The sequence below is a fragment of the Pseudomonas fluorescens genome (assembly GCF_902497775.2).
GTDB lineage: Bacteria > Pseudomonadota > Gammaproteobacteria > Pseudomonadales > Pseudomonadaceae > Aquipseudomonas > Aquipseudomonas putida_F.
The window spans coordinates 5101783-5120558 of the sequence record NZ_OZ024668.1 but is presented as its reverse complement, the minus strand read 5'-3'; the positions used below and the strand labels follow the sequence as shown (position 1 = coordinate 5120558).

23 protein-coding genes are annotated in these 18776 nt (G+C 63.1%); 9 read left to right on the top strand and 14 right to left on the bottom strand.

What is annotated here, in order from left to right:
* Positions 1-22: 22 nt before the first annotated feature.
* Positions 23-532 (top strand): DUF1993 domain-containing protein, encoded by a 510-nt coding sequence (locus F8N82_RS23575; protein WP_038997659.1) that lies wholly within the window; start codon positions 23-25, stop codon positions 530-532.
* 63 nt (positions 533-595) lie between these two features.
* Here F8N82_RS23575 and mtgA read toward each other — a convergent pair whose 3' ends face one another.
* Positions 596-1354, bottom strand: a complete 759-nt coding sequence (mtgA, locus tag F8N82_RS23570) for a monofunctional biosynthetic peptidoglycan transglycosylase (RefSeq protein ID WP_371857246.1) — start codon at positions 1352-1354, stop codon at positions 596-598.
* Positions 1355-1388: 34 nt separating this feature from the next.
* On the opposite strand from mtgA, the gene F8N82_RS23565 reads away from it, so the two are divergent.
* The 4 genes from F8N82_RS23565 to trmB all read left to right on the top strand — a co-directional run bounded on the left by F8N82_RS23565 (position 1389) and on the right by trmB (position 3637).
* Positions 1389-1760: a DUF423 domain-containing protein gene (locus tag F8N82_RS23565; RefSeq protein ID WP_038997658.1), complete on the top strand. Its 372-nt coding sequence runs from the start codon at positions 1389-1391 to the stop codon at positions 1758-1760.
* Between the two features lie 101 nt (positions 1761-1861).
* A complete protein-coding gene (gene thiS / locus F8N82_RS23560; protein WP_038999655.1) occupies positions 1862-2062 on the top strand; it encodes a sulfur carrier protein ThiS in 201 nt (66 codons plus the stop codon).
* A 48-nt stretch (positions 2063-2110) separates the two neighbouring features.
* Positions 2111-2905 (top strand): thiazole synthase, encoded by a 795-nt coding sequence (locus F8N82_RS23555; protein ID WP_038997657.1) that lies wholly within the window; start codon positions 2111-2113, stop codon positions 2903-2905.
* A gap of 9 nt (positions 2906-2914) precedes the next feature.
* Positions 2915-3637 (top strand): tRNA (guanosine(46)-N7)-methyltransferase TrmB, encoded by a 723-nt coding sequence (gene trmB / locus F8N82_RS23550; protein WP_038997656.1) that lies wholly within the window; start codon positions 2915-2917, stop codon positions 3635-3637.
* A 75-nt stretch (positions 3638-3712) separates the two neighbouring features.
* On the opposite strand, the gene F8N82_RS23545 is transcribed toward trmB, so the two are convergent.
* The 9 genes from F8N82_RS23545 to F8N82_RS23505 form a co-directional block, all read right to left on the bottom strand.
* Complete coding sequence (locus F8N82_RS23545; RefSeq protein ID WP_010222202.1) at positions 3713-4036, bottom strand: DUF3392 domain-containing protein; 324 nt, start codon at positions 4034-4036, stop codon at positions 3713-3715.
* A 9-nt stretch (positions 4037-4045) separates the two neighbouring features.
* Positions 4046-5260, bottom strand: coding sequence for a radical SAM family heme chaperone HemW (gene hemW, locus F8N82_RS23540; RefSeq protein ID WP_038997655.1), 1215 nt, complete (start codon positions 5258-5260; stop codon positions 4046-4048).
* Positions 5257-5853 (bottom strand): RdgB/HAM1 family non-canonical purine NTP pyrophosphatase, encoded by a 597-nt coding sequence (rdgB, locus tag F8N82_RS23535; protein WP_038997654.1) that lies wholly within the window; start codon positions 5851-5853, stop codon positions 5257-5259. The genes hemW and rdgB overlap by 4 nt, the downstream gene beginning before the upstream one ends.
* A complete protein-coding gene (locus F8N82_RS23530; RefSeq protein WP_038997653.1) occupies positions 5850-6284 on the bottom strand; it encodes a DUF4426 domain-containing protein in 435 nt (144 codons plus the stop codon). The genes rdgB and F8N82_RS23530 overlap by 4 nt, the downstream gene beginning before the upstream one ends.
* Before the next feature lie 24 nt (positions 6285-6308).
* A complete protein-coding gene (gene metW, locus F8N82_RS23525; protein WP_038997652.1) occupies positions 6309-6929 on the bottom strand; it encodes a methionine biosynthesis protein MetW in 621 nt (206 codons plus the stop codon).
* Between the two features lie 7 nt (positions 6930-6936).
* Entirely contained in the window at positions 6937-8076 is a 1140-nt protein-coding gene (metX, locus tag F8N82_RS23520) for a homoserine O-succinyltransferase MetX (protein WP_038997651.1), read from the bottom strand.
* A gap of 125 nt (positions 8077-8201) precedes the next feature.
* On the bottom strand, positions 8202-8792 hold the full coding sequence (locus tag F8N82_RS23515) for a YggT family protein (RefSeq protein WP_038997650.1): 591 nt from the start codon (positions 8790-8792) through the stop codon (positions 8202-8204).
* Positions 8793-8802: 10 nt separating this feature from the next.
* On the bottom strand, positions 8803-9621 hold the full coding sequence (gene proC, locus F8N82_RS23510; protein ID WP_038997649.1) for a pyrroline-5-carboxylate reductase: 819 nt from the start codon (positions 9619-9621) through the stop codon (positions 8803-8805).
* A gap of 38 nt (positions 9622-9659) precedes the next feature.
* Positions 9660-10346, bottom strand: coding sequence for a YggS family pyridoxal phosphate-dependent enzyme (locus F8N82_RS23505; protein ID WP_038997648.1), 687 nt, complete (start codon positions 10344-10346; stop codon positions 9660-9662).
* Positions 10347-10412: 66 nt separating this feature from the next.
* Here F8N82_RS23505 and F8N82_RS23500 point away from each other — a divergent pair, with 66 nt between their 5' ends.
* Positions 10413-11441: a type IV pilus twitching motility protein PilT gene (locus F8N82_RS23500; protein WP_038997647.1), complete on the top strand. Its 1029-nt coding sequence runs from the start codon at positions 10413-10415 to the stop codon at positions 11439-11441.
* On the opposite strand, the gene F8N82_RS23495 is transcribed toward F8N82_RS23500, so the two are convergent.
* Complete coding sequence (locus F8N82_RS23495; protein WP_371857252.1) at positions 11438-12151, bottom strand: C40 family peptidase; 714 nt, start codon at positions 12149-12151, stop codon at positions 11438-11440. The two genes, F8N82_RS23500 and F8N82_RS23495, sit on opposite strands and share 4 nt — an antisense overlap.
* 169 nt (positions 12152-12320) lie before the next feature.
* Between F8N82_RS23495 and F8N82_RS23490 the strand changes: the two genes are divergently transcribed.
* Entirely contained in the window at positions 12321-12740 is a 420-nt protein-coding gene (locus tag F8N82_RS23490; protein ID WP_038997645.1) for an NINE protein, read from the top strand.
* A gap of 49 nt (positions 12741-12789) precedes the next feature.
* On the opposite strand, the gene F8N82_RS23485 is transcribed toward F8N82_RS23490, so the two are convergent.
* From F8N82_RS23485 to F8N82_RS23475, 3 genes are all read right to left on the bottom strand, one after another.
* The gene (locus F8N82_RS23485) at positions 12790-13479 is read right to left on the bottom strand and encodes an SPOR domain-containing protein (protein ID WP_038997644.1); all 690 of its coding nucleotides are present in this window, start codon (positions 13477-13479) and stop codon (positions 12790-12792) included.
* 1 nt (position 13480) lies between these two features.
* On the bottom strand, positions 13481-15217 hold the full coding sequence (gene argS, locus F8N82_RS23480) for an arginine--tRNA ligase (protein WP_038997643.1): 1737 nt from the start codon (positions 15215-15217) through the stop codon (positions 13481-13483).
* 106 nt (positions 15218-15323) lie between these two features.
* Positions 15324-17543, bottom strand: coding sequence for a primosomal protein N' (locus tag F8N82_RS23475; RefSeq protein WP_038997642.1), 2220 nt, complete (start codon positions 17541-17543; stop codon positions 15324-15326).
* 171 nt (positions 17544-17714) lie between these two features.
* Between F8N82_RS23475 and rpmE the strand changes: the two genes are divergently transcribed.
* Together rpmE and F8N82_RS23465 are read left to right on the top strand one after the other, a co-directional pair.
* Positions 17715-17930 (top strand): 50S ribosomal protein L31, encoded by a 216-nt coding sequence (rpmE, locus tag F8N82_RS23470; RefSeq protein ID WP_010222223.1) that lies wholly within the window; start codon positions 17715-17717, stop codon positions 17928-17930.
* Positions 17931-17932: 2 nt separating this feature from the next.
* Positions 17933-18754 (top strand): thermonuclease family protein, encoded by an 822-nt coding sequence (locus tag F8N82_RS23465; RefSeq protein WP_038997641.1) that lies wholly within the window; start codon positions 17933-17935, stop codon positions 18752-18754.
* Positions 18755-18776 lie beyond the last annotated feature (22 nt).

The following is an 18776-nucleotide window of genomic DNA, read 5'->3' as shown; positions in this document are numbered from 1 at the left end:
CGCCACCCCTGTCGAGACTGTTATGACCATTTCCTTGTACGTCGCTTCTGTTCCTGTTTTCAAGCAAATGCTCAACGCCTTGAGTGATGTTCTGAACAAGGCTGAAGCTCACGCCACGGCGAAAAACATTGATCCGAGCGTCTTCCTCCAGGCTCGGCTGTATCCGGATATGTTTCCGCTGGTTCGCCAGGTGCAGATCGCTGTTGATTTCGCCAAAGGTGTATCGGCGCGCCTGGCTGAGGTCGAGTTGCCGAAATACGATGACAGCGAAACCACCTTTGCTGAACTGCAAGCGCTGATCAGCAAGGTTCTGGCTTTCCTGGACGGTATTGCGCCGGCGCAGATCGACGGCAAGGAAGGCATCGAAATCGTGACCCGTCCGGGCACGCCGAAAGAGAAGCGCTTCAGTGGCCAGGCTTATTTGCTGACCTACGGCCTGCCGCAGTTCTTCTTCCACGTCACCACCACTTACGCAATCCTGCGTCACAATGGTGTAGAAGTGGGCAAGCGTGACTACATGGGCGCGTTCTAAGGCGATTACCCAGTCATCTGCAAACAATAAGAACCCGGTAAGGTGTGCGCTTTGCCGGGTTTTTTATTGGCTCCAGGGCGCCCGGCGCGGGCTGTCCAGCTGGGCCAGATAACCGCTGCCGCCTAGCTGGCGCATCTGCTGGCGAATCCAGCCGGCACGTCGCGCCACATAGGTACTTGGCCGGCTGGCGCTCCAGTTCAACGGGCTTGGCAGCACCGCGGCCAGCAGGCTGGCCTGTTGACGCGACAGCTGACGGGCATCGACGCCAAAGTGGTGCCGCGCTGCAGCCTGCGCGCCAAATACGCCTTCACCCCATTCAGCGCTGTTGAGATAGACCTCAAGAATCCGCTCCTTCGACCATAGCAGCTCGATCAGCGCGGTGAACCAGGCTTCCAGGCCTTTGCGCAACCAACTACGGCCAGCCCAGAGGAACTGGTTCTTGGCCACTTGCTGGCTCAGGGTGCTGGCGCCGCGGATGCTGCCACCACGTTCGTTATGGGCCAGCGCCGCCTGGATGGCGTTGAAGTCAAAACCCCAGTGGTAGGCGAACTTCTGGTCTTCGCCGGCAATTACCGCCAGCTTGAGCTCATCGGAGATCTGCTCCCATGGCTCCCAGTCCCGTTGCAGGTCGATAGGCTGGCCGTTGAACCAGGACTCGACCTTGCGCTCGACCATCAGTGCGGTGCCCGGTGGTGGCACCCAGCGAAACACCAGCACCAGCAGGGCACTGCCTGCGGCAAACCATAACAGGGCTCGGGTGAGGCGACGGAAAATGGAAGACAGCATAGGCGATGGCTTGGCCGAAGCGATGGAGCGGGCCATTATACAGACCCTGTGCTGACTAGGAGTCTTCCCAATGCTTCGTAGCTTTCTGCTGCTTTCGGCGTTTTTCGGATTCACCGGCGTGGCCCTGGGCGCCTTTGCTGCCCATGGTCTCAAAGGCCGCTTGAGCAGCGAATACCTGGCGATCTTCCATACCGGCGTCACCTACCAACTGGTGCACGCCCTGGCCCTGTTGGCGGTTGCGGTCTTGTCGGTGCACCTGCCCGGGCGCCTGATCGGTTGGGCCGGCGGTCTGTTCGCCCTGGGGATCCTGCTGTTTTCCGGTAGCCTGTATGTGCTGACCCTGAGCGGCATCGGCAAGCTTGGCATCATCACCCCCTTTGGCGGCCTGGCATTTCTCGGTGGATGGCTGTGCCTGGGCCTTGCAGCCTGGCGCCTGAGCTGACCCGCGAGTCCGGATCGAGACGAATGGCGCGGCCCGGCCTTGGGTTTGCGCCCTGATCAGGGCTAGAATGCGGGCCCCTAAAAATAATGGCGGCCGTGCGCATGCGCATTCAATTGAACGGTGAACCTTTCGAATTGCCCGATGGCGAAAGCGTCGCGGCCCTGCTCAACCGGCTTGACCTGGCGGGTCGCCGGGTGGCGGTCGAACTCAACCTGGACATCGTGCCGCGCAGCCAGCATGAAGCCACCGCATTGAGCGAAGGCGACCAGGTTGAAGTGGTGCACGCTATTGGCGGCGGCTAGGCCTTCGCGCTTCACCTGCAAGTCCCTCAACCTTCAAGAGGATTACCGATGAGCAATGTTCGTAGCGACAAGCCCTTTACCCTGGCCGGTCGTACCTTCCAGTCGCGCCTGCTGGTCGGCACCGGCAAGTACCGTGACCTGGAAGAAACCCGCCTGGCCATCGAGGCCTCTGGTGCCGAGATCGTCACCGTCGCCGTGCGCCGCACCAACATCGGCCAGAACCCGGGCGAACCGAACCTGCTCGACGTACTGCCACCTGATCGCTACACCATCCTGCCGAACACCGCCGGCTGCTTTGACGCGGTCGAAGCCGTGCGCACCTGCCGCCTGGCCCGTGAACTGCTCGATGGCCACAATCTGGTCAAGCTCGAAGTCCTGGCCGACCAGAAGACCCTGTTCCCCAACGTGATCGAGACCCTCAAAGCCGCCGAAGTGCTGGTCAAGGACGGTTTCGATGTGATGGTCTACACCAGCGACGACCCGATCATCGCCCGCCAGCTGGCCGAAATCGGCTGTATCGCGGTGATGCCGCTGGCCGGCCTGATCGGTACGGGCCTGGGGATCTGCAACCCGTACAACCTGCAGATCATCCTCGAAGAATCGAAAGTCCCGGTGCTGGTCGATGCTGGTGTCGGTACTGCTTCGGACGCCACGATCGCCATGGAAATGGGCTGTGAGGCGGTGCTGATGAACTCGGCGATCGCTCACGCACAGCAGCCGATCATGATGGCTGAAGCCATGAAACACGCCATTGTCGCCGGCCGTCTGGCTTACCTCGCCGGCCGTATGCCGAAAAAACTCTATGCCAGCGCCTCGTCGCCGCTGGATGGTCTGATCAAGTAAGAGCCCCTGATGACTGAATCGCAAGAAACGCCGATCACCACCGAAGGCGAAGAGCGCCAACACCGCCGCATCAAGAGTTTCGTGATGCGTGCCGGGCGCATGACCGAAGGCCAGCAGCGTGGCCTGGATCAGGGTGGGCCGCTGTTCATCCTGCCCCTGGCTGAAAGCCCGGTGGACTACGACCAGGTCTTCGGCCGCTCGGCGCCGCGTACCCTGGAGATCGGTTTCGGCATGGGCCATTCCCTGCTGGAAATGGCCGCTGCCGCGCCGGAACAGGACTTCATCGGTGTCGAAGTGCACCGTCCGGGTGTCGGGGCGCTGTTAAACGGCGTGCTGACCCAGGGCCTGAAGAACCTGCGGGTGTATGACTGCGATGCCATCGAAGTGCTGAACAAGTGCGTGGCGGACAACAGCCTCGACCGGCTGATGCTGTTCTTCCCCGATCCTTGGCACAAGAGCCGTCACCACAAGCGTCGCATCGTCCAGCCGGAATTTGCCGAACTGGTGCGCAGCAAGCTCAAGGTTGGCGGAGTGTTCCATATGGCCACCGACTGGGAGCCCTATGCCGAATACATGTTGGAAGTGATGAACGTGGCCCCGGGTTATCGCAACCTGGCCGAAGACGGCAAATGCGTGCCGCGCCCGGCCGAGCGCCCGATCACCAAGTTCGAACGCCGCGGCGAGCGGCTTGGGCATGGGGTGTGGGATCTGAAGTTCGAAAAACTGGCTTAAGACCTATCGCGGGGCAAGCCCGCTCCCACAGGGGACTTAACATCCCTGTGGGAGCGGGCTTGCCCCGCGATGCTTTTAGCGCCGATCGGCCACCACGCCAATCAACACCAGCACAATCAGCAAAACCGGCGCCAACGCATAGTTGTTGAACTGCGCCAGCCCCTTCACCACCCACGGGGTGGCATAGATCAGTGCCGCACCGCTGCCGATCATCACCAACAGGGCCATGAACGGCACGCGCAAGGCGCCTGCAAGGCCGCCCAGGCGTTGTTCGACCCAGCCTTTGATGTCGGTGCCGAATAACACCAGCAAACAGCCCACCAAGGCCAGGGAAATCTCCGACAGGTTGCTGCGACTCCAGCGGGAAACGGTCGAGAGCAGGTCGAGTACCAGGTCCATTCGCAATCCTTAGGTCAAGAAATACTGCAGCAGGTCGTTGAGGAACAACTGGCCGCGCGCGGTAGCGACCAGTCGCGTCGGTTCGACCTGCAAAAGCCCTTTTTGTTCGGCTTCACGCCGCGCCGCCGCCAACTGCTCCAGTGGCAGGCCGGTGCGCTGGCTGAACAGCACGATGTCCACCCCTTGGGTCAGGCGCAGGGCGTTCATCAGGAACTCGAAGGGCAGCTCATCCACCGGCAGCAGCTTCTCGCCGGCCTTGAAGGCCTTGGCCGGGTTCAGGTAGTCCTTGGGCAGGCGGGTCTTCCAGGTGCGCAGGATGCGCCCGTCCGGGTGGCTGAGCTTGCCATGGGCGCCGGCACCGATGCCGATGAAGTCGCCAAAGCTCCAGTAGTTGAGGTTGTGCCGCGCGGCACGACCCGGCGGGGCGTAGGCCGAGACTTCGTACTGGGCATAGCCGTGGCTGGCCAGCAGGGCCTGGCCGGCTTCCTGGATGTCCCAGAGGATGTCGTCTTCGGGCAGCAGCGGCGGCTGGTTCCAGAACACCGTGTTCGGCTCCAGGGTCAACTGGTACCAGGACAGGTGCGTGGGGTTCAGCGCGATGGCCTGGCGCAGGTCGCCCAGGGCGTCGTCCAACGACTGGTCGGGCAGGCCATGCATCAGGTCGAGGTTGAAGTTGTCGAAGCCGGCATTGCGCGCCATGTCGGCGGCGCGAATGGCTTCGTCACCGTTGTGGATGCGGCCCAGGGCTTCGAGTTTGGCCTGCTGGAAGCTCTGGATGCCAATCGACAGGCGATTGATGCCCAGCTGCCGGTAGGCCTTGAACTTCTCTTGCTCGAAGGTCCCGGGGTTGGCTTCCAGGGTGATTTCGATGTCGCTGGCAAACGGGATGCGTTGCTCCACGCCCACCAGCAAGCGGCCCAGGGCGCGGGCACTGAACAGGCTCGGGGTACCGCCGCCAAAGAAGATCGAGCTGATCGGGCGGCCGTAGACGGCGCCCAGTTCCTGGTCCAGGTCGGCCAGCAAGGCGTCGACGTAGGCTTCTTCCGGTAGCTCAGGGGTGGCGGCGTGGGAGTTGAAGTCGCAGTACGGGCATTTGCGCACGCACCAGGGGATATGGATGTACAGCGCCAGGGGCGGCAGCTGTGGCAGGGCCGCCCGCGGTGCTTGGGAAGTAAAGCCAGCCTCGCCCAGGTGCAGTGGCTGTGCCGGCGAACGATCGGTCATGCCAGGCCCAGACGTTGACGCAACAGGCTCATGGCGCGGGCACGGTGGCTGATCTGGTTCTTGTCGGCAGGGCTCAGTTCGGCGCTGGAGCAATCGCGCTCCGGCACCCAGAACAGCGGGTCATAGCCAAAGCCGTGTTCGCCGCTGGCCTGGGTCAGGATACGGCCGTGCCACAGGCCTTGGCAGAGGATCGGCAGCGGGTCGTCGGCATGGCGGACCAGGGCCAGGACACAGACGAACTGGGCGCCGCGCTGTTCTCGCGGGACGTCCTTGAGCACAGCGAGCAACTTGGCGTTGTTCGCTGCATCGCCTTTGCCATCGGCATAACGTGCCGAATAGATGCCGGGCGCGCCACCGAGGAAGTCCACGGCCAGGCCCGAATCGTCGGCCAGCGCCGGCATACCGGAAATGCGCGCGGCATTGCGCGCCTTGAGGATGGCGTTCTCGACGAACGACAGGCCGGTTTCCTCCGGCTCGACGCTGCTGAATTCGCCAATGGAACGCAGTTGCACGGTGTCACCGAGCATAGCCTGCAGTTCCTTGAGTTTGCCGGCGTTGTGGCTGGCCAATACGATTTGCTGAAAAGTCATCATTGCCCTGGGAAAAGCTCTTGGTTGAAGCTGATGGTTTCGGTTTTGCCGTCAACGCGAACGTTGATGGTGAAGGTACGGGTTTCCTGCTGCTCAACAGGGAACTGGGCGAGATAGTAGATCGCGTCATCTTCGGTGATCTGCTTGAACTTCAGCGGTACCGAGTTGCTGGTCAGGTCCTTGACGGTTCCGCTGACCTGGGTGAACACCGGCTTGCCGGCCTTGATCACCGAGACGTTGATCACGCCCTGGTTCTTGCTGCGCACCAGTTCAGTTGCCTTGGCGGTCTCGGGCGTCAGGAAGGTGGAAATGAAAGTGCTGTAGTGCACGGTGGTATCGCCGAACACTTCCTTGCGCTCGCCCTTGATGGCATCGGCGGCAACTGCCGACAGGCTCAGGCAGGCAACCAGTAAACAGCTCAACAAGCGACCCATGATCGTTCTCCTCCGGTGTGCGGGTTAAACCGCGACCTTGTGTTCGGTAAGGCCGGGGCTGCTGACACGGTAAATGCCGATCTCACCTAGAAGATTAGGCCATAGCTTGCTCGCCCACCCGTGGCGGTGCAAATGGTCGACCGCCAGGCGGTCGAGGACCTGGGCGCGGCGTTCGCTGCACAGGGCCTCGAAGTCTTCGAAGGTACAGAAGTGGATGTTCGGCGTGTTGTACCAGGTATACGGCATGAAGTCGGACACCGGCATGCGACCTTTGGTCGCCAGGTACCAGCGGCAGCGCCAGTGGCCGAAATTGGGGAAGGTGATGATGCACTGGCGGCCGACGCGCAGCATTTCGTCGAGGATCCGGTCAGGGTATTCCACGGCCTGCAGGGCCTGGGTCATGACCACCACGTCGAAACTGTTGCTGGCAAAGTTGCCCAGGCCCTTGTCGAGGTCCTGTTCGATGACATTGACGCCCTTGGCCACGCACTGGGCGATGTTGTCGGGGTCGATTTCCAGGCCATAGCCGGCAACCTGCTTGTGGTCGCGCAGCGACGCCAGCAGTTCACCGGTACCGCAACCGAGGTCGAGTACCCGGCTACCGGCGGGGATCCAGTCTTGGATGATTTCCAGGTCGGCTCTCATAGGGTCCTCAGCAGACGATGCGGTTCATGTAGTTCGTGAATCCCGTGATGTAGCGCGGGGTCGGGATCAGGAAGGCATCGTGGCCATAGGGCGAGTCGATATCCAGGTAGCAGACGTTCTTGCGCGCGGCGATCAGCGCGTCGACGATCTCCCGCGAGCGCGCCGGCGAGAAGCGCCAGTCGGTGGTGAACGACATCACGCAGTAGTCCGCGGTGACATGCGCCAGGGTCGCCGCCAGGTCGCCGCCGTGGCTGGCGGCCGGGTCGAAGTAGTCCAGCGCCTTGGTCATCAGCAGGTAGGTATTGGCGTCGAAACGGCCGGAAAACTCCTCGCCTTGATAGCGCAGGTAGCTTTCGACCTGGAATTCGACGCTGTGGAAGTCGTAGTTGAGCTTGTCGCTCTTGAGCTCGCGGCCGAATTTCTCGCCCATGGAGTCATCGGACAGGTAGGTGATATGCCCGACCATGCGCGCCAGCATCAGGCCGCGCTTGGGGATCACGCCCTGGTCCTGGAACGAGCCGCCGTGGAACTCCGGGTCAGTGAGGATGGCCTGGCGCGCCACCTCGTTGAAGGCGATGTTCTGCGCCGAAAGCTTGGGCGCCGAAGCGATGTCCAGGCAGTGACGCACGCGATCCGGGTAGGTGATGGTCCACTGCAGCGCCTGCATGCCGCCCAGGCTGCCGCCCACCACCGCTGCCCATTGCTGGATGCCCAGGCGATCGGCCAGGCGCGCCTGGCTGTGTACCCAGTCTTCCACGGTCAGTACCGGGAAGTCGGCGCCGTAGGGCTTGCCGGTGAGCGGGTTGAGGCTGCTGGGGCCGGTGCTGCCGTTGCAGCCGCCGAGGTTGTTGAGGCTGACCACGAAGAAACGATTGGTATCGATTGGCTTGCCGCGGCCGATGCAGCTGTCCCACCAGCCCGGTTTGCGGTCGTCGGGGCTGTGGTAGCCGGCGGCATGATGATGGCCGGACAGCGCATGACAGATCAGCACGGCGTTGCTGGCGCTGCTGTTGAGCGTGCCGTAGGTTTCGTAGATCAGTTCATAGGTGGCCAGCGAGCGACCGCAGGCCAGCGCCAGCGGCTCGCTGAACTGTGCCAGTTGCGGTGTTACCAGACCGACCGAATCTTCGGGAAAGACAGTGGACATCGACCCTGCTCACGCTTAAATGAGGCGTAAGTCTAAAGACCACCGGGGTGGGCGGCAAGGAAAGCATCGCGGGTCAAGCCCGCTCCTACAGAAGCGCTGTGGGAGCGGGCTTGACCCGCGAGAGATCAGACCAGCAGGCGCAGAATCTCCGGCATGCCGCTCATCGCCGCCAGGTTGTTGATCACCAGCATGTCGATCAGCTTCAGCGCCATGAACGCCAGGATCGGCGAGATATCCAGGCCGCCCAGGTTCGGCAGGATACGGCGGAACGGCGCGAGGAACGGATCGCAGATCTGGTTGATCAGCTCGGCGCCCGGGTTGTGGCTGCCCGGCGCGACCCACGAGAGGATCACGCTGATGATCAGGGCGAAGAAGAAAATCTTCAGAAACAGCGCGGTCACGCCAATGATCGCCCAGACCAGCAGTTGCAGCGGGTTGCCGGTGGTGCCGTAGGCCAGCAGCAGGGTCAGGCCCATCACCAGCAGTTGGATGATGATCGCCAGCAGCAGCGACGACATGTCCAGGCCGAACAGGCTCGGGATCACCCGGCGCATTGGCTTGAGCAGCGGTTGGGTGGCGCGTACGGCGAACTGGCTGAGCGGGTTGTAGAAGTCCGCGCGGACCAGTTGCAGGACAAAGCGCAGGACCACGATCAGCAGGTACAGGCTGCCGAGGGTCTGCAGCACATAGATTGCAGCGGTGTTCAATCCGATCATTTTCGGCTCCTTAGTTGCCCAGTTGTTCGGCCATTTCGGCCGAGCGGTGCGCAGCGGCACCCAGCGCCTTTTCCACCAGCGCTTCGAATCCATTGGCCTGGAACGACTTGATCGCCGCTTCCGTGGTGCCGGCCGGCGAGGTGACCCGGCGACGTAGTTCGGCGGCGTCGACATCGCTGCTGACCGCCATGTGCGCGGCGCCCAGGGCAGTTTGCAGGGTCAGCTTGGCGGCGGTTTCCCGTGGCAGGCCGAGTTTCTCGCCGGCGGCGGTCATGGCCTCGATCAGCAGGAAGAAGTACGCCGGGCCGCTGCCGGATACCGCAGTCACCGCATCCAGCTGTTGTTCGGTGTCCAGCCACAGGGCAATACCCACGGCCGACAGCAGGTGCTCGGCCTGCTGGCGCTGGGCCGGCGAAACCTCGGTGGTGGCGAACAGGCCGCTGACGCCCTGGCGCAGCAGCGCCGGGGTGTTGGGCATGCAGCGCACGATCGGCTGGGCGCCGAGCCAGTTGTTCATGCTCGCGCAGGTAATCCCGGCGGCAATCGAGACGACCAGTTGCTCAGGCTTGAGGTTGGGCTTGAGCGCTTCGCACACGGCTTTCATCGCCTGTGGCTTGACCGCCAATACCACCACGTCGGCGCCGTCGATGGCCTGGGCGTTGTCGGCGAACATCTCGATGCCGTGCTCGGCATGGATATTCGCCCGCTGCTCGGCGCCCGGATCGCTGGCGCGGATCTGCGAAGCTTCCAGGCCCTGGGCGCGCAGGCCGCCGATCAGGCTGGCAGCCATGTTGCCGGCGCCGATAAAGGCAATACGAGTCTTGCTCATGTCAGGTCCTTGATAGGGAAAGAGGGAAAAAGCATGGGTCAGGGCTGGCCGTAGTCGCGGGCACCGAACAGCGCGGTGCCGATACGCACCCAGGTCGCGCCCTGGGCAACCGCGGCTTCCAGGTCATGGCTCATGCCCATGGACAGGGTGTCGAGGGGTAACTGCAGGCTCGCCTGCAACTCACGGACCCGGGCGAAGGCAGCGTGTTGGGCGGCCTCGTCGTCGGTCGGCTCGGGAATCGCCATCAACCCGCGCAGGCGCAGGCGTGGCAGCGCGGCGATGGCGCAGGCCAAGGCCGGCAACTCCTCGGGCGTGCAGCCGGATTTGCTGGCTTCGCCACTGACGTTGACCTGCAGGCAGATGTTCAGCGCTGCGAGGTTATCAGGGCGTTGCTCGGACAGGCGTTGGGCGATTTTCAGGCGGTCCACGGAATGTACCCAGTCAAAGTGCTCGGCAATCGCACGAGTCTTGTTCGACTGAATGGGGCCGATGAAGTGCCAGGTCAAGGGCAGGTCGGTCAATTCGCCCTGTTTGTTCAGGGCTTCCTGCAGGTAGTTCTCACCGACATCGCGCACCCCGGCAGCGAAGGCTTCGCGCACGGCAGCGGCGGGTTTGGTCTTGCTCACGGCCAGCAGCTGGACGGCCGAAGGCTCGCGCCCGGCGGCCAGCGCGGCGGCACGGATGCGTGCGGCGAGCGTGGAAAGGTTGTCTGCTATGGTGGACATTGATCGATGCCAGCGGCTCTTTGGGTCTGCGGCATTCTACCTGCTTGGCGGCCTTTGGGGAGTCTCATGGATGTGACTGAACTGCTGGCGCTGGCAGTGCGGGCCGCAGCTTCGGACCTGCACCTGGCGGCGGGCGAGGTGCCGGCGCTGCGTCTTGAAGGGCGTTTGCGGCCGCTGGAACTGCCGCCGCTGACGTCGGAGCGCATGGCTGAAATGCTCGGACAGATCATGTCCGAGGCGCAGCAAAAGGATTTTGAAACACATCTGGATATCGACTTTGCCTTTGCCGTGCCAGCATTGGCCCGCTTTCGCGTCAACGCATTCCAGCAGTTGCAGGGTGCCGCTGCCGTGTTGCGGGTGATTCCGGCGCAGGTCAGCAGCCTGGCTGAACTTGGCCTTGGCGATGTGTTTCGGCAAATTGCCGAGCTGTCGGGCGGACTGGTGCTGGTCACCGGGCCCACCGGTTCGGGTAAATCCACCACCCTGGCGGCCCTGGTCGATCACCTGAACCGTGAGCGGGCGCTGCATATCGTCACCCTCGAGGACCCCATCGAGTTTATCCACAGCTCAAAACGCAGCCGTATCAGCCAGCGCGAGATCGGTCGGCACACTCAAGGTTTTGCCCAGGCCTTGCGCGCCGCGCTACGTCAGGACCCGGACGTGATCATGCTCGGCGAGCTGCGCGACCCGCAGAGCATTCGCCTGGCCCTGACCGCGGCGGAAACCGGGCATTTGGTGCTGGCTACGGTGCATACCGGCTCGGCGGCGAAAAGCATCGATCGCCTGGTGGATGTGTTTGCCGCCGAAGAGAAGCAACTGGTGCGCGCCATGCTCGCCGAGTCGCTGCAGGCGGTGGTGTCGCAGGTATTGGTTGAGCGGGTTGGCGGCGGGCGGCTGGCAGCCCAGGAGATCCTCCTGGCAACGCCTGCGGTGCGCAATCTGGTTCGCGAGGGCAAGGTGGCGCAGCTGTATTCGGCGATTCAGACCGGTGGGGCGCAGGGTATGCAGACCCTCGACGCTTGTCTGCAGGGCCTGGTGCGACAAGGGCTGGTCAACCCTGAAAGCGCCCGTGAGCGGGCGCCGGGGCGTTTCTAGCGTTTAGCCAGGGCCAGTTGCTGGCTTTTTGGCAGGACGCGCTTGGCGACCACGTAACGGCTGTTCCAGTACGGCTTGTTCAGGGTATCGATGCTCACCCGCTTGCCGGTGCGTGGCGCGTGAATGAAGCGGTCGTTGCCCAGGTAGATGGCGACGTGGTTGACCCGGCGGCTCTTGATGTTGAAAAAGATCAGGTCGCCCGGCTTGAGGTCGTTGCGATCGACCTTGATGCCGTGGCCGCTGGCCATGGCATTGGAAGTGCGTGGCAGGTCGACTTCATCGATGTCGTTGAAGGCGTACTTGACCAGGCCGCTGCAGTCAAAGCCCTTGCTCGGGCTGCTGCCACCCCAGCGGTACGGGGTGCCAAGCACATTGACCGCACGGCTGAGCACATCGCTGCTCTGCTGCGGCGACATGGCTGCGGCGACCGGCAGCGGCTTGAGCGAGCGCGTGCTGCGCTTGGGGCTGTGCTGGACTTTGTTGCTGCTGACGTTCTTGTGCGCACGCGCAGCAGTGGAATTGGTGGTGTACCCGGAGAAACCGTTGGGTAACCGTTGCTCACGATTGGTGGCGTGGGCAGCCAGTGGCAATAATAGGCAGATGGTCAGCCATGTCTTGAAAAAAGGACGCATAGGCAGGGCTCTAGGTTGGTTAGCGCGCAACTTTATAACAGCTTTTTGATCAAATTCTGATCCGTTGGTCGATTCCAGGCGGCGGCAAAAACCGGCAAAAGCGGCGATTGGCCTGCATTCGAAAGGCGCGGGCCAGACAGGATAGGGGGTTGCGGCGGGTAGGGTGGAAAATGACCACACGTCGGGTCGCCAGAGAAAAGTCACATTTTTTTTTAGAAAATTTATCGATAACCCACAGGGGCTATGAATGAACAGTTATCAGCAGGGTGGTCAGTTACACGACACGCACAGCAAAGTGATCGGTTATCTGCTGTGGATTTTCGGCTTCACGGGCGCGCACCGGTTCTACTACGGCAAGCCGGTCACCGGCACCCTCTGGTTCTTCACCCTGGGCCTGTTGGGCATTGGCTGGCTGATCGACCTGTTCCTGATCCCGGCGATGGACCGCGAAGCCGATCTGCGCTTTCAGCCTGGGCCTTTGGACTACAGCCTGGCGTGGATCCTGCTGACTTTCCTGGGGGTATTCGGCGTGCACCGCATGTACCAGGGCAAGTGGATCACTGGCTTGATCTACCTGTGCACCGGCGGGCTGTTTCTGGTGGGTGTGCTGTATGACTTCTGGACGCTCAATACCCAGGTGTCACTGGCCAACGCGCAGCGGCGTTAAGGCCTGAGGCCTTGTCGCAGGGTGCTGCGCCAAGGCCTTTGGGGCGGGGCTACTGGCGGGTCTGGCGTTGCTGCAACAGCAGGTTGCTGAAGCCGCTGCCGGCCAGTTGCTTTTGCGCCACGGTCAGCTGTTCACGGTTGCTGAACGGTCCGACCAGCACGCGGTACCAGGTTTCTTCCTTCACCGTACCGGACTCCACCTTGACCGCCTGGCCGAGCAGAATGATCTGCGCGCGGACCTTGTCGGCATCGGCCTGCTTGCGGAACGAACCGGCCTGCAGGAAGAACTGGGTGGTGGCCGCTGGCTTGATCACCGGTGGTGCTGGCGGTGGCGTCTGCCCCATCAGCGCGGCCTGGGCACGGGCGGTGTCGATCTTCGCGGCTTCCGCCGGGGTGACCGGAGGTTGCGCCGGCACCGGCGGGGTTTTCTCCGGCACAGCTTCAGGCGGCACGATCACTTCCGATTCCGGCAGCAAGGTATAGAAGTCGTACTTCGGCTTCACCGGCTGCTGCGGGCTTGGCGCGGTCTTGTTGGCTTCGGCGACCTTCTCGGCCTTCTGCTGCTCGGGCTTGGTGCGCTTGACCTCGCCGTTGCCAGGCTCGAGCTTCATCAGGAACACGACGAAGGCGCCCACCGACAGGCCGATTGCCAGCCACAGCCAGCCCGGGATCGGTTGCTTGGCAGGTGCCTGATAGCGACTGGCGCCGCGCTTGGGTGCGGGTTTTTTCTTGGCAGCCAACTTACATGCGCTCCAGGGTTTCCAGGCCGAGCAGTTCCAGACCTTGCTTGAGGGTACGACCCGTCAGGGCTGCCAGACGCAGGCGGCTCTGCTGTTGTTCAGGGGTGTCGGCACCGAGGATCGGGCAGTTCTCGTAGAAGCTGGAGAACAGGCCGGCAACGTCGTACAGGTAGGCGCACAGCACGTGCGGCGTGCCTTTTTCGGCGACGTTGTTGAGGATCTCGCCAAACTGCGCCAGGCGTGCGGCCAGGTCCTGCTCCTGTGGTGCTTGCAGGATGATCTGCCCGTCGACTTCATTGAAGTCCTTGCCCAGCTTGCGGAACACGCCGGCAACGCGGGTGTAGGCGTACAGCAGGTAAGGCGCGGTGTTGCCTTCGAAGTTGAGCATCAGTTCGAAATTGAAGCTGTAGTCGCTGGTGCGGTGCTTGGACAGGTCGGCGTACTTCACCGCGCCAATCCCCACCACCTCGCCGATGGCGCGCAGGTCGGCCTCGGCCAGCTCCGGGTTCTTCTCCTTGACCAGGGCGTAGGCGCGCTCCTTGGCTTCGGTGAGCAGGTCGATCAGCTTCACCGTGCCGCCGTCGCGGGTCTTGAACGGACGGCCGTCGGCGCCGTTCATGGTGCCGAAGCCCATGTGCTCCATTTGCATCGGATGGCCGACGAAGCCGGCGCGGCGGGCAACTTCGAACACCTGGTTGAAGTGCAGGGCCTGACGCTGGTCGACGAAGTACAGGGCGCGGTCGGCTTTGAGTACGTTGCTGCGGTAGCGCACGGCAGCGAGGTCGGTGGTGGCGTACAGGTAGCCGCCGTCGGCTTTCTGCACGATGACCGGCAGTGGCTCGCCTTCGGCGGTCTTGAACTCTTCAAGGAATACGCACTGGGCGCCCTTGCTCTCGACCAGCAGGCCCTTGGCCTTGAGGTCGCTGACGACATTGGCCAGGTCGTCGTTGTAGGCACTTTCGCCCATGACGTCGGCCATGGTCAGTTTGACGTTGAGCAGTTCGTAGGTCTTCTGGCAGTGCGACAGCGAGATGTCCTTGAAGCGGGTCCACAGCTTCAGGCATTCCGGGTCGCCGGCTTGCAGCTTGACCACCAGGCCGCGGGCGCGGTCGGCGAACTCTTCGGATTCGTCGAAGCGTTTTTTCGCTGCGCGGTAGAAGTTCTCCAGGTCCGACAGCTCGTCGCTGGTGATCGGGTTTTCCTGCAGGTAGGCCATCAGCATGCCGAACTGGGTGCCCCAGTCGCCGACGTGGTTCTGACGGATCACGTCATCGCCGAGGAACTCCAGCACGCGCGACACGGCGTCACCAATGATGGTCGAGCGCAGGTGGCCGACGTGCATCTCCTTGGCCAGGTTCGGCGCCGACAGGTCGACCACCACCTTCTGCTGCGGGCCGGCTTTTTTCACGCCAAGCTTGGCGTCGGCCAGGGCTGCATCCAGGCGCGAAGCCAGGGCCTGGGTGTTCTGGAAGAAGTTGAGAAAGCCTGGGCCGGCGATCTCGACCTTGCTGACCTGCTCGTCGGCAGGCAGTGCGGCGATGAGCTTCTCGGCCAGGTCGCGCGGCTTCATGCCGGCCGGCTTGGCCAGCATCATCGCGATGTTGCTGGCGAAGTCGCCGTGGGTCTTGTCCCGGGCGTTCTCCACCTGGATCGCCGGCGTCAGCCCTTCAGGCAGCACACCGTCGGTGACGAGTTGGGTGAGGGCTTGCTGGATCAGCTGGCGAATGGTGTCTTTCATGGGCTTCTCTTTCGACCGCAAGCGCGGCGGCGCTTCGATGCGCAGGTGGAAAAACTGGACATTATCCGTTGCCGGGGCGAGGTTGCCAACCTTTGGGCCAATGCTGTCAGTACAAATCCACCGGATCGACATCCAGCGACCAACGCACCTGGCGCCCGGACGGCATTTGTTCCAACACTAGCAACCAGGCACTGATCAGTCGATGCAAAGGTGCCCGGGCATTGGCCTGGAGCAATAATTGGGCACGAAACCGCCCGGCACGGCGCTCCATCGGTGCTGGCACCGGGCCGAGCAACTCGATGCCGTGCAGGTCCTGTTCGGCCAGCAATTGCTCGGCGGCGCTGCAGGCTTCATCAAGAAAGCCCTCGGCTTGCCCCGGCTTGTGTGCTTCGGCGCGCAACAGGGCCAGGTGCGCGAACGGCGGCAGGCCGGCGGCGCGACGCTCGCTCAGAGCCTGCTCGGCAAAGGCGAAGTAGCCCTGCTCGGTCAGTTGCACCAATAAAGGGTGGTCGGCCAGGTGGGTCTGGATAATCACCTTGCCCGGCTCTTCGGCGCGCCCGGCGCGGCCGGCGACCTGGACGATCATCTGCGCCATGCGTTCGCTGGCGCGAAAATCCCCCGAGAACAGGCCGCCGTCGGCATCGAGGATCGACACCAGGGTCACCCGTGGAAAGTGGTGGCCCTTGGCGAGCATCTGGGTGCCGACCAGGATGCACGGCTGGCCGCGCTGGATGGTGGCGAACAATTGGTTCATCGCATCCTTGCGCGAGGTGCTGTCGCGGTCGACGCGCAGCACCGGGAAATCCGGAAAAAGAATGCTCAGGCGCTCTTCGGCGCGCTCGGTGCCGGCGCCGACCGGGCGCAGGTCGACCTTGTTGCACTGCGGGCACTGGCGCGGTACCCGCTCGTCATAGCCGCAGTGGTGGCAGCGCAGCTCATTGGAGCGTTGGTGCACGGTCATGCGCGCATCGCAGCGCGGGCATTCGGACATCCAGCCGCAGTCATGGCACAGCAGTGTCGGGGCAAAGCCGCGGCGATTGAGAAACACCAGCACTTGCTGGCCGGCAGCCAGGGTCTGGCCGATGGCTTGCTGCATTGGCCCGCTGATACCGCTGTCCAGCGGTCGGCTTTTGACATCCAGGCGCAGGAAGCGCGGCTGCTGGGCGCCGCCGGCGCGCTGGTTGAGGCGCAGCAGGCCGTAGCGGCCGCTGTGGGCGTTGTGCAGGCTCTCCAGCGACGGCGTGGCCGAGCCCAGCAGAATCGGGATGTTCTCCTGGCGTGCGCGCACCAGCGCCAGGTCGCGAGCGTGGTAGCGCAGGCCCTCTTGCTGTTTATATGAGCCGTCGTGCTCTTCATCGATGATGATCAGCCCCGGATTTTTCATCGGCGTGAACAGTGCCGAGCGGGTGCCAATGATGATGTCGGCCTCGCCGTCGCGGGCGGCGAGCCAGGCATCCAGGCGCTCACGGTCGTTGACCGCCGAGTGCAGCAGGGCGATGCGCGCGTTGAAGCGCTGCTCGAAACGCGCCAGGGTTTGCGGCCCGAGGTTGATCTCCGGGATCAGGATCAGCGCCTGCTTGCCGGCTTCCAGGGCTTCGCGGATCAACTGCAGGTAGACCTCGGTCTTGCCGCTGCCGGTGACTCCAGCCAATAAAAAGGCATGAAAGCTGTCGAACCCGGAGCGCACGGCATTGAAGGCAGCGCGCTGCTCGTCGTTCAGGGGCAACTCCGGCTGCGCCAGCCAGTGCTCGTGGCGCTCCTGGGGCAGGTGGCGGCGCACTTCGACCTGGACCAGCTCCTTGGCCAGCAGCAAGTCGAGGCTGTCCTTGCTCAGCATCAGTTTGCTCAGCAAGGTATGGGCAACGCCGTGGGGATGCTGCGCCAGGGTTGCCAGGGCTTCGCGCTGGCGCGGCGCACGGGCGATGCGCGGGTCGTCCTGGCGTGCCCCGGGGGCCACTTGCCAGAAGCGCTCCTGGCGCGCCTCGGCCGGCTCGCCCTGGCGCAGCAGCACCGGCAGGGCCCAGCTCAGGGTGTCGCCGAGGCTGTGCTGATAATACTGCGCGGTCCACAGGCACAGCTTGAACAGCGCCGGCGGCAGCGGCGACACCGGGTCGAGCAGGGCGATGGCCGGCTTCAGTTTGTCGGCCGGCACCTCGCTGGTGTCGCTGATCTCGATGAGGATGCCGATCATTTCACGTCGGCCGAACGGCACGCGGATGCGCATGCCCGGGGTCAGTGCCTGGCGCGCCATGCTCGCCGGTGCCCTGTAGTCGAACAGCCGCCGCAGGGGCGAGGGCAGGGCAAGGCGTAGAATGACGTCGGACACGCGAAAGGTTCTCTGCAGGGGAATTCCAGGGTCCGGCGAGCCTAGCAGACGACCGCCGGTCTAAGCGACAACTTGCGTTGGCTGTTTGCTCTGGTATTATTCGGACCCTATTTTGCGTGCGGTATTCAACAATGGTGTTGAGTGGCGGCACGTCAGCACTGAGGAAACACCATGAAAGCCGATATCCATCCGGTATACGAAGCTGTAGAAGTTACCTGCAGCTGCGGTAACAAATTCGAAACTCGTTCGACTCTGGCCAAGGCCCTGCCGATCGACGTTTGCAACCTCTGCCACCCGTTCTACACCGGTAAGCAGAAGGTCCTGGACACCGGCGGCCGCGTACAGAAGTTCGCAGATCGCTTCGGCATGTTCGGTGCCAAGAAGTAAGATTGCGCGAAGCTGGCCCCATGGGTTTGGCATTGCTGCTGAAAAAGGCGTCCCTTGCGGGCGCCTTTTTTGTGGGCGCGATTTGGCAGTTGCCGGCCCTGGCGTTCTGCGCGGCACCGGTCGATGCACAGGTGGTCAGCGTGCGTCAGGTGGTCGACGGCGATACCTTGCGTCTGAATGATGGTCGCAGTGTTCGCCTGATTGGCATCAATGCGCCGGAAATCGGGCGAAAAGGTCGCCGCAGTGAAGCCTTCGCCGAGGCCGCGCGCCAGCGCTTGCAGGCCCTGGTCAAGGCCAGTGGCGGCCAGGTGGGCCTGGTTCCTGGCGTCGAGGCGCGGGACAAATATGGCCGCACTCTGGCGCATGTCTATGGCCGCTCTGGTGACAATTTCGAGGCACAACTGCTCAGTGAAGGCCTTGGCTACCGGGTTGCGGTGGCGCCAAACGTCTCGCTGACGGGCTGCCAGGAGCAGGCCGAGCGCGCCGCTCGTCAGGCCGGCAAAGGCCTGTGGCGGCAATCGCCATTGACCCCGGCGAGCCAGTTGCGCCAGTCCGGCTTTGCGCTGATAAGCGGCAAGGTGATGGATATCCAGCGCAATCGCGGGGGTATCTGGATCGAAATCGATGATTCTCTGGTGCTTCAGGTGCCGGCGCGCCTGCAGCGCAATTTCCCCTCTACCTTCCTTACCGATCTGAAAGGTCGATCCATCGAAGCTCGCGGTTGGGTGCTGGATCGTTCCCGCAAGGGTGGCCTCAAGCCTGGTCAGCAGCGCTGGTTGCTGCCACTGACCGATCCTTCGATGCTGGAAAGGGTCGAAAGATAAAAAATTGTCTACATTTTTAATT

Excerpts from the sequence above, each read along its gene's own strand:
- F8N82_RS23575 (WP_038997659.1), top strand. The coding sequence starts at position 23 with ATGACCATTTCCTTGTACGTCGCTTCTGTTCCTGTTTTCAAGCAAATG.
- mtgA (WP_371857246.1), bottom strand. The coding sequence starts at position 1,354 with ATGGCCCGCTCCATCGCTTCGGCCAAGCCATCGCCTATGCTGTCTTCC.
- F8N82_RS23565 (WP_038997658.1), top strand. The coding sequence starts at position 1,389 with ATGCTTCGTAGCTTTCTGCTGCTTTCGGCGTTTTTCGGATTCACCGGC.
- thiS (WP_038999655.1), top strand. The coding sequence starts at position 1,862 with ATGCGCATTCAATTGAACGGTGAACCTTTCGAATTGCCCGATGGCGAA.
- F8N82_RS23555 (WP_038997657.1), top strand. The coding sequence starts at position 2,111 with ATGAGCAATGTTCGTAGCGACAAGCCCTTTACCCTGGCCGGTCGTACC.
- trmB (WP_038997656.1), top strand. The coding sequence starts at position 2,915 with ATGACTGAATCGCAAGAAACGCCGATCACCACCGAAGGCGAAGAGCGC.
- F8N82_RS23545 (WP_010222202.1), bottom strand. The coding sequence starts at position 4,036 with ATGGACCTGGTACTCGACCTGCTCTCGACCGTTTCCCGCTGGAGTCGC.
- hemW (WP_038997655.1), bottom strand. The coding sequence starts at position 5,260 with ATGACCGATCGTTCGCCGGCACAGCCACTGCACCTGGGCGAGGCTGGC.
- rdgB (WP_038997654.1), bottom strand. The coding sequence starts at position 5,853 with ATGATGACTTTTCAGCAAATCGTATTGGCCAGCCACAACGCCGGCAAA.
- F8N82_RS23530 (WP_038997653.1), bottom strand. The coding sequence starts at position 6,284 with ATGGGTCGCTTGTTGAGCTGTTTACTGGTTGCCTGCCTGAGCCTGTCG.
- metW (WP_038997652.1), bottom strand. The coding sequence starts at position 6,929 with ATGAGAGCCGACCTGGAAATCATCCAAGACTGGATCCCCGCCGGTAGC.
- metX (WP_038997651.1), bottom strand. The coding sequence starts at position 8,076 with ATGTCCACTGTCTTTCCCGAAGATTCGGTCGGTCTGGTAACACCGCAA.
- F8N82_RS23515 (WP_038997650.1), bottom strand. The coding sequence starts at position 8,792 with ATGATCGGATTGAACACCGCTGCAATCTATGTGCTGCAGACCCTCGGC.
- proC (WP_038997649.1), bottom strand. The coding sequence starts at position 9,621 with ATGAGCAAGACTCGTATTGCCTTTATCGGCGCCGGCAACATGGCTGCC.
- F8N82_RS23505 (WP_038997648.1), bottom strand. The coding sequence starts at position 10,346 with ATGTCCACCATAGCAGACAACCTTTCCACGCTCGCCGCACGCATCCGT.
- F8N82_RS23500 (WP_038997647.1), top strand. The coding sequence starts at position 10,413 with ATGGATGTGACTGAACTGCTGGCGCTGGCAGTGCGGGCCGCAGCTTCG.
- F8N82_RS23490 (WP_038997645.1), top strand. The coding sequence starts at position 12,321 with ATGAACAGTTATCAGCAGGGTGGTCAGTTACACGACACGCACAGCAAA.
- argS (WP_038997643.1), bottom strand. The coding sequence starts at position 15,217 with ATGAAAGACACCATTCGCCAGCTGATCCAGCAAGCCCTCACCCAACTC.
- rpmE (WP_010222223.1), top strand. The coding sequence starts at position 17,715 with ATGAAAGCCGATATCCATCCGGTATACGAAGCTGTAGAAGTTACCTGC.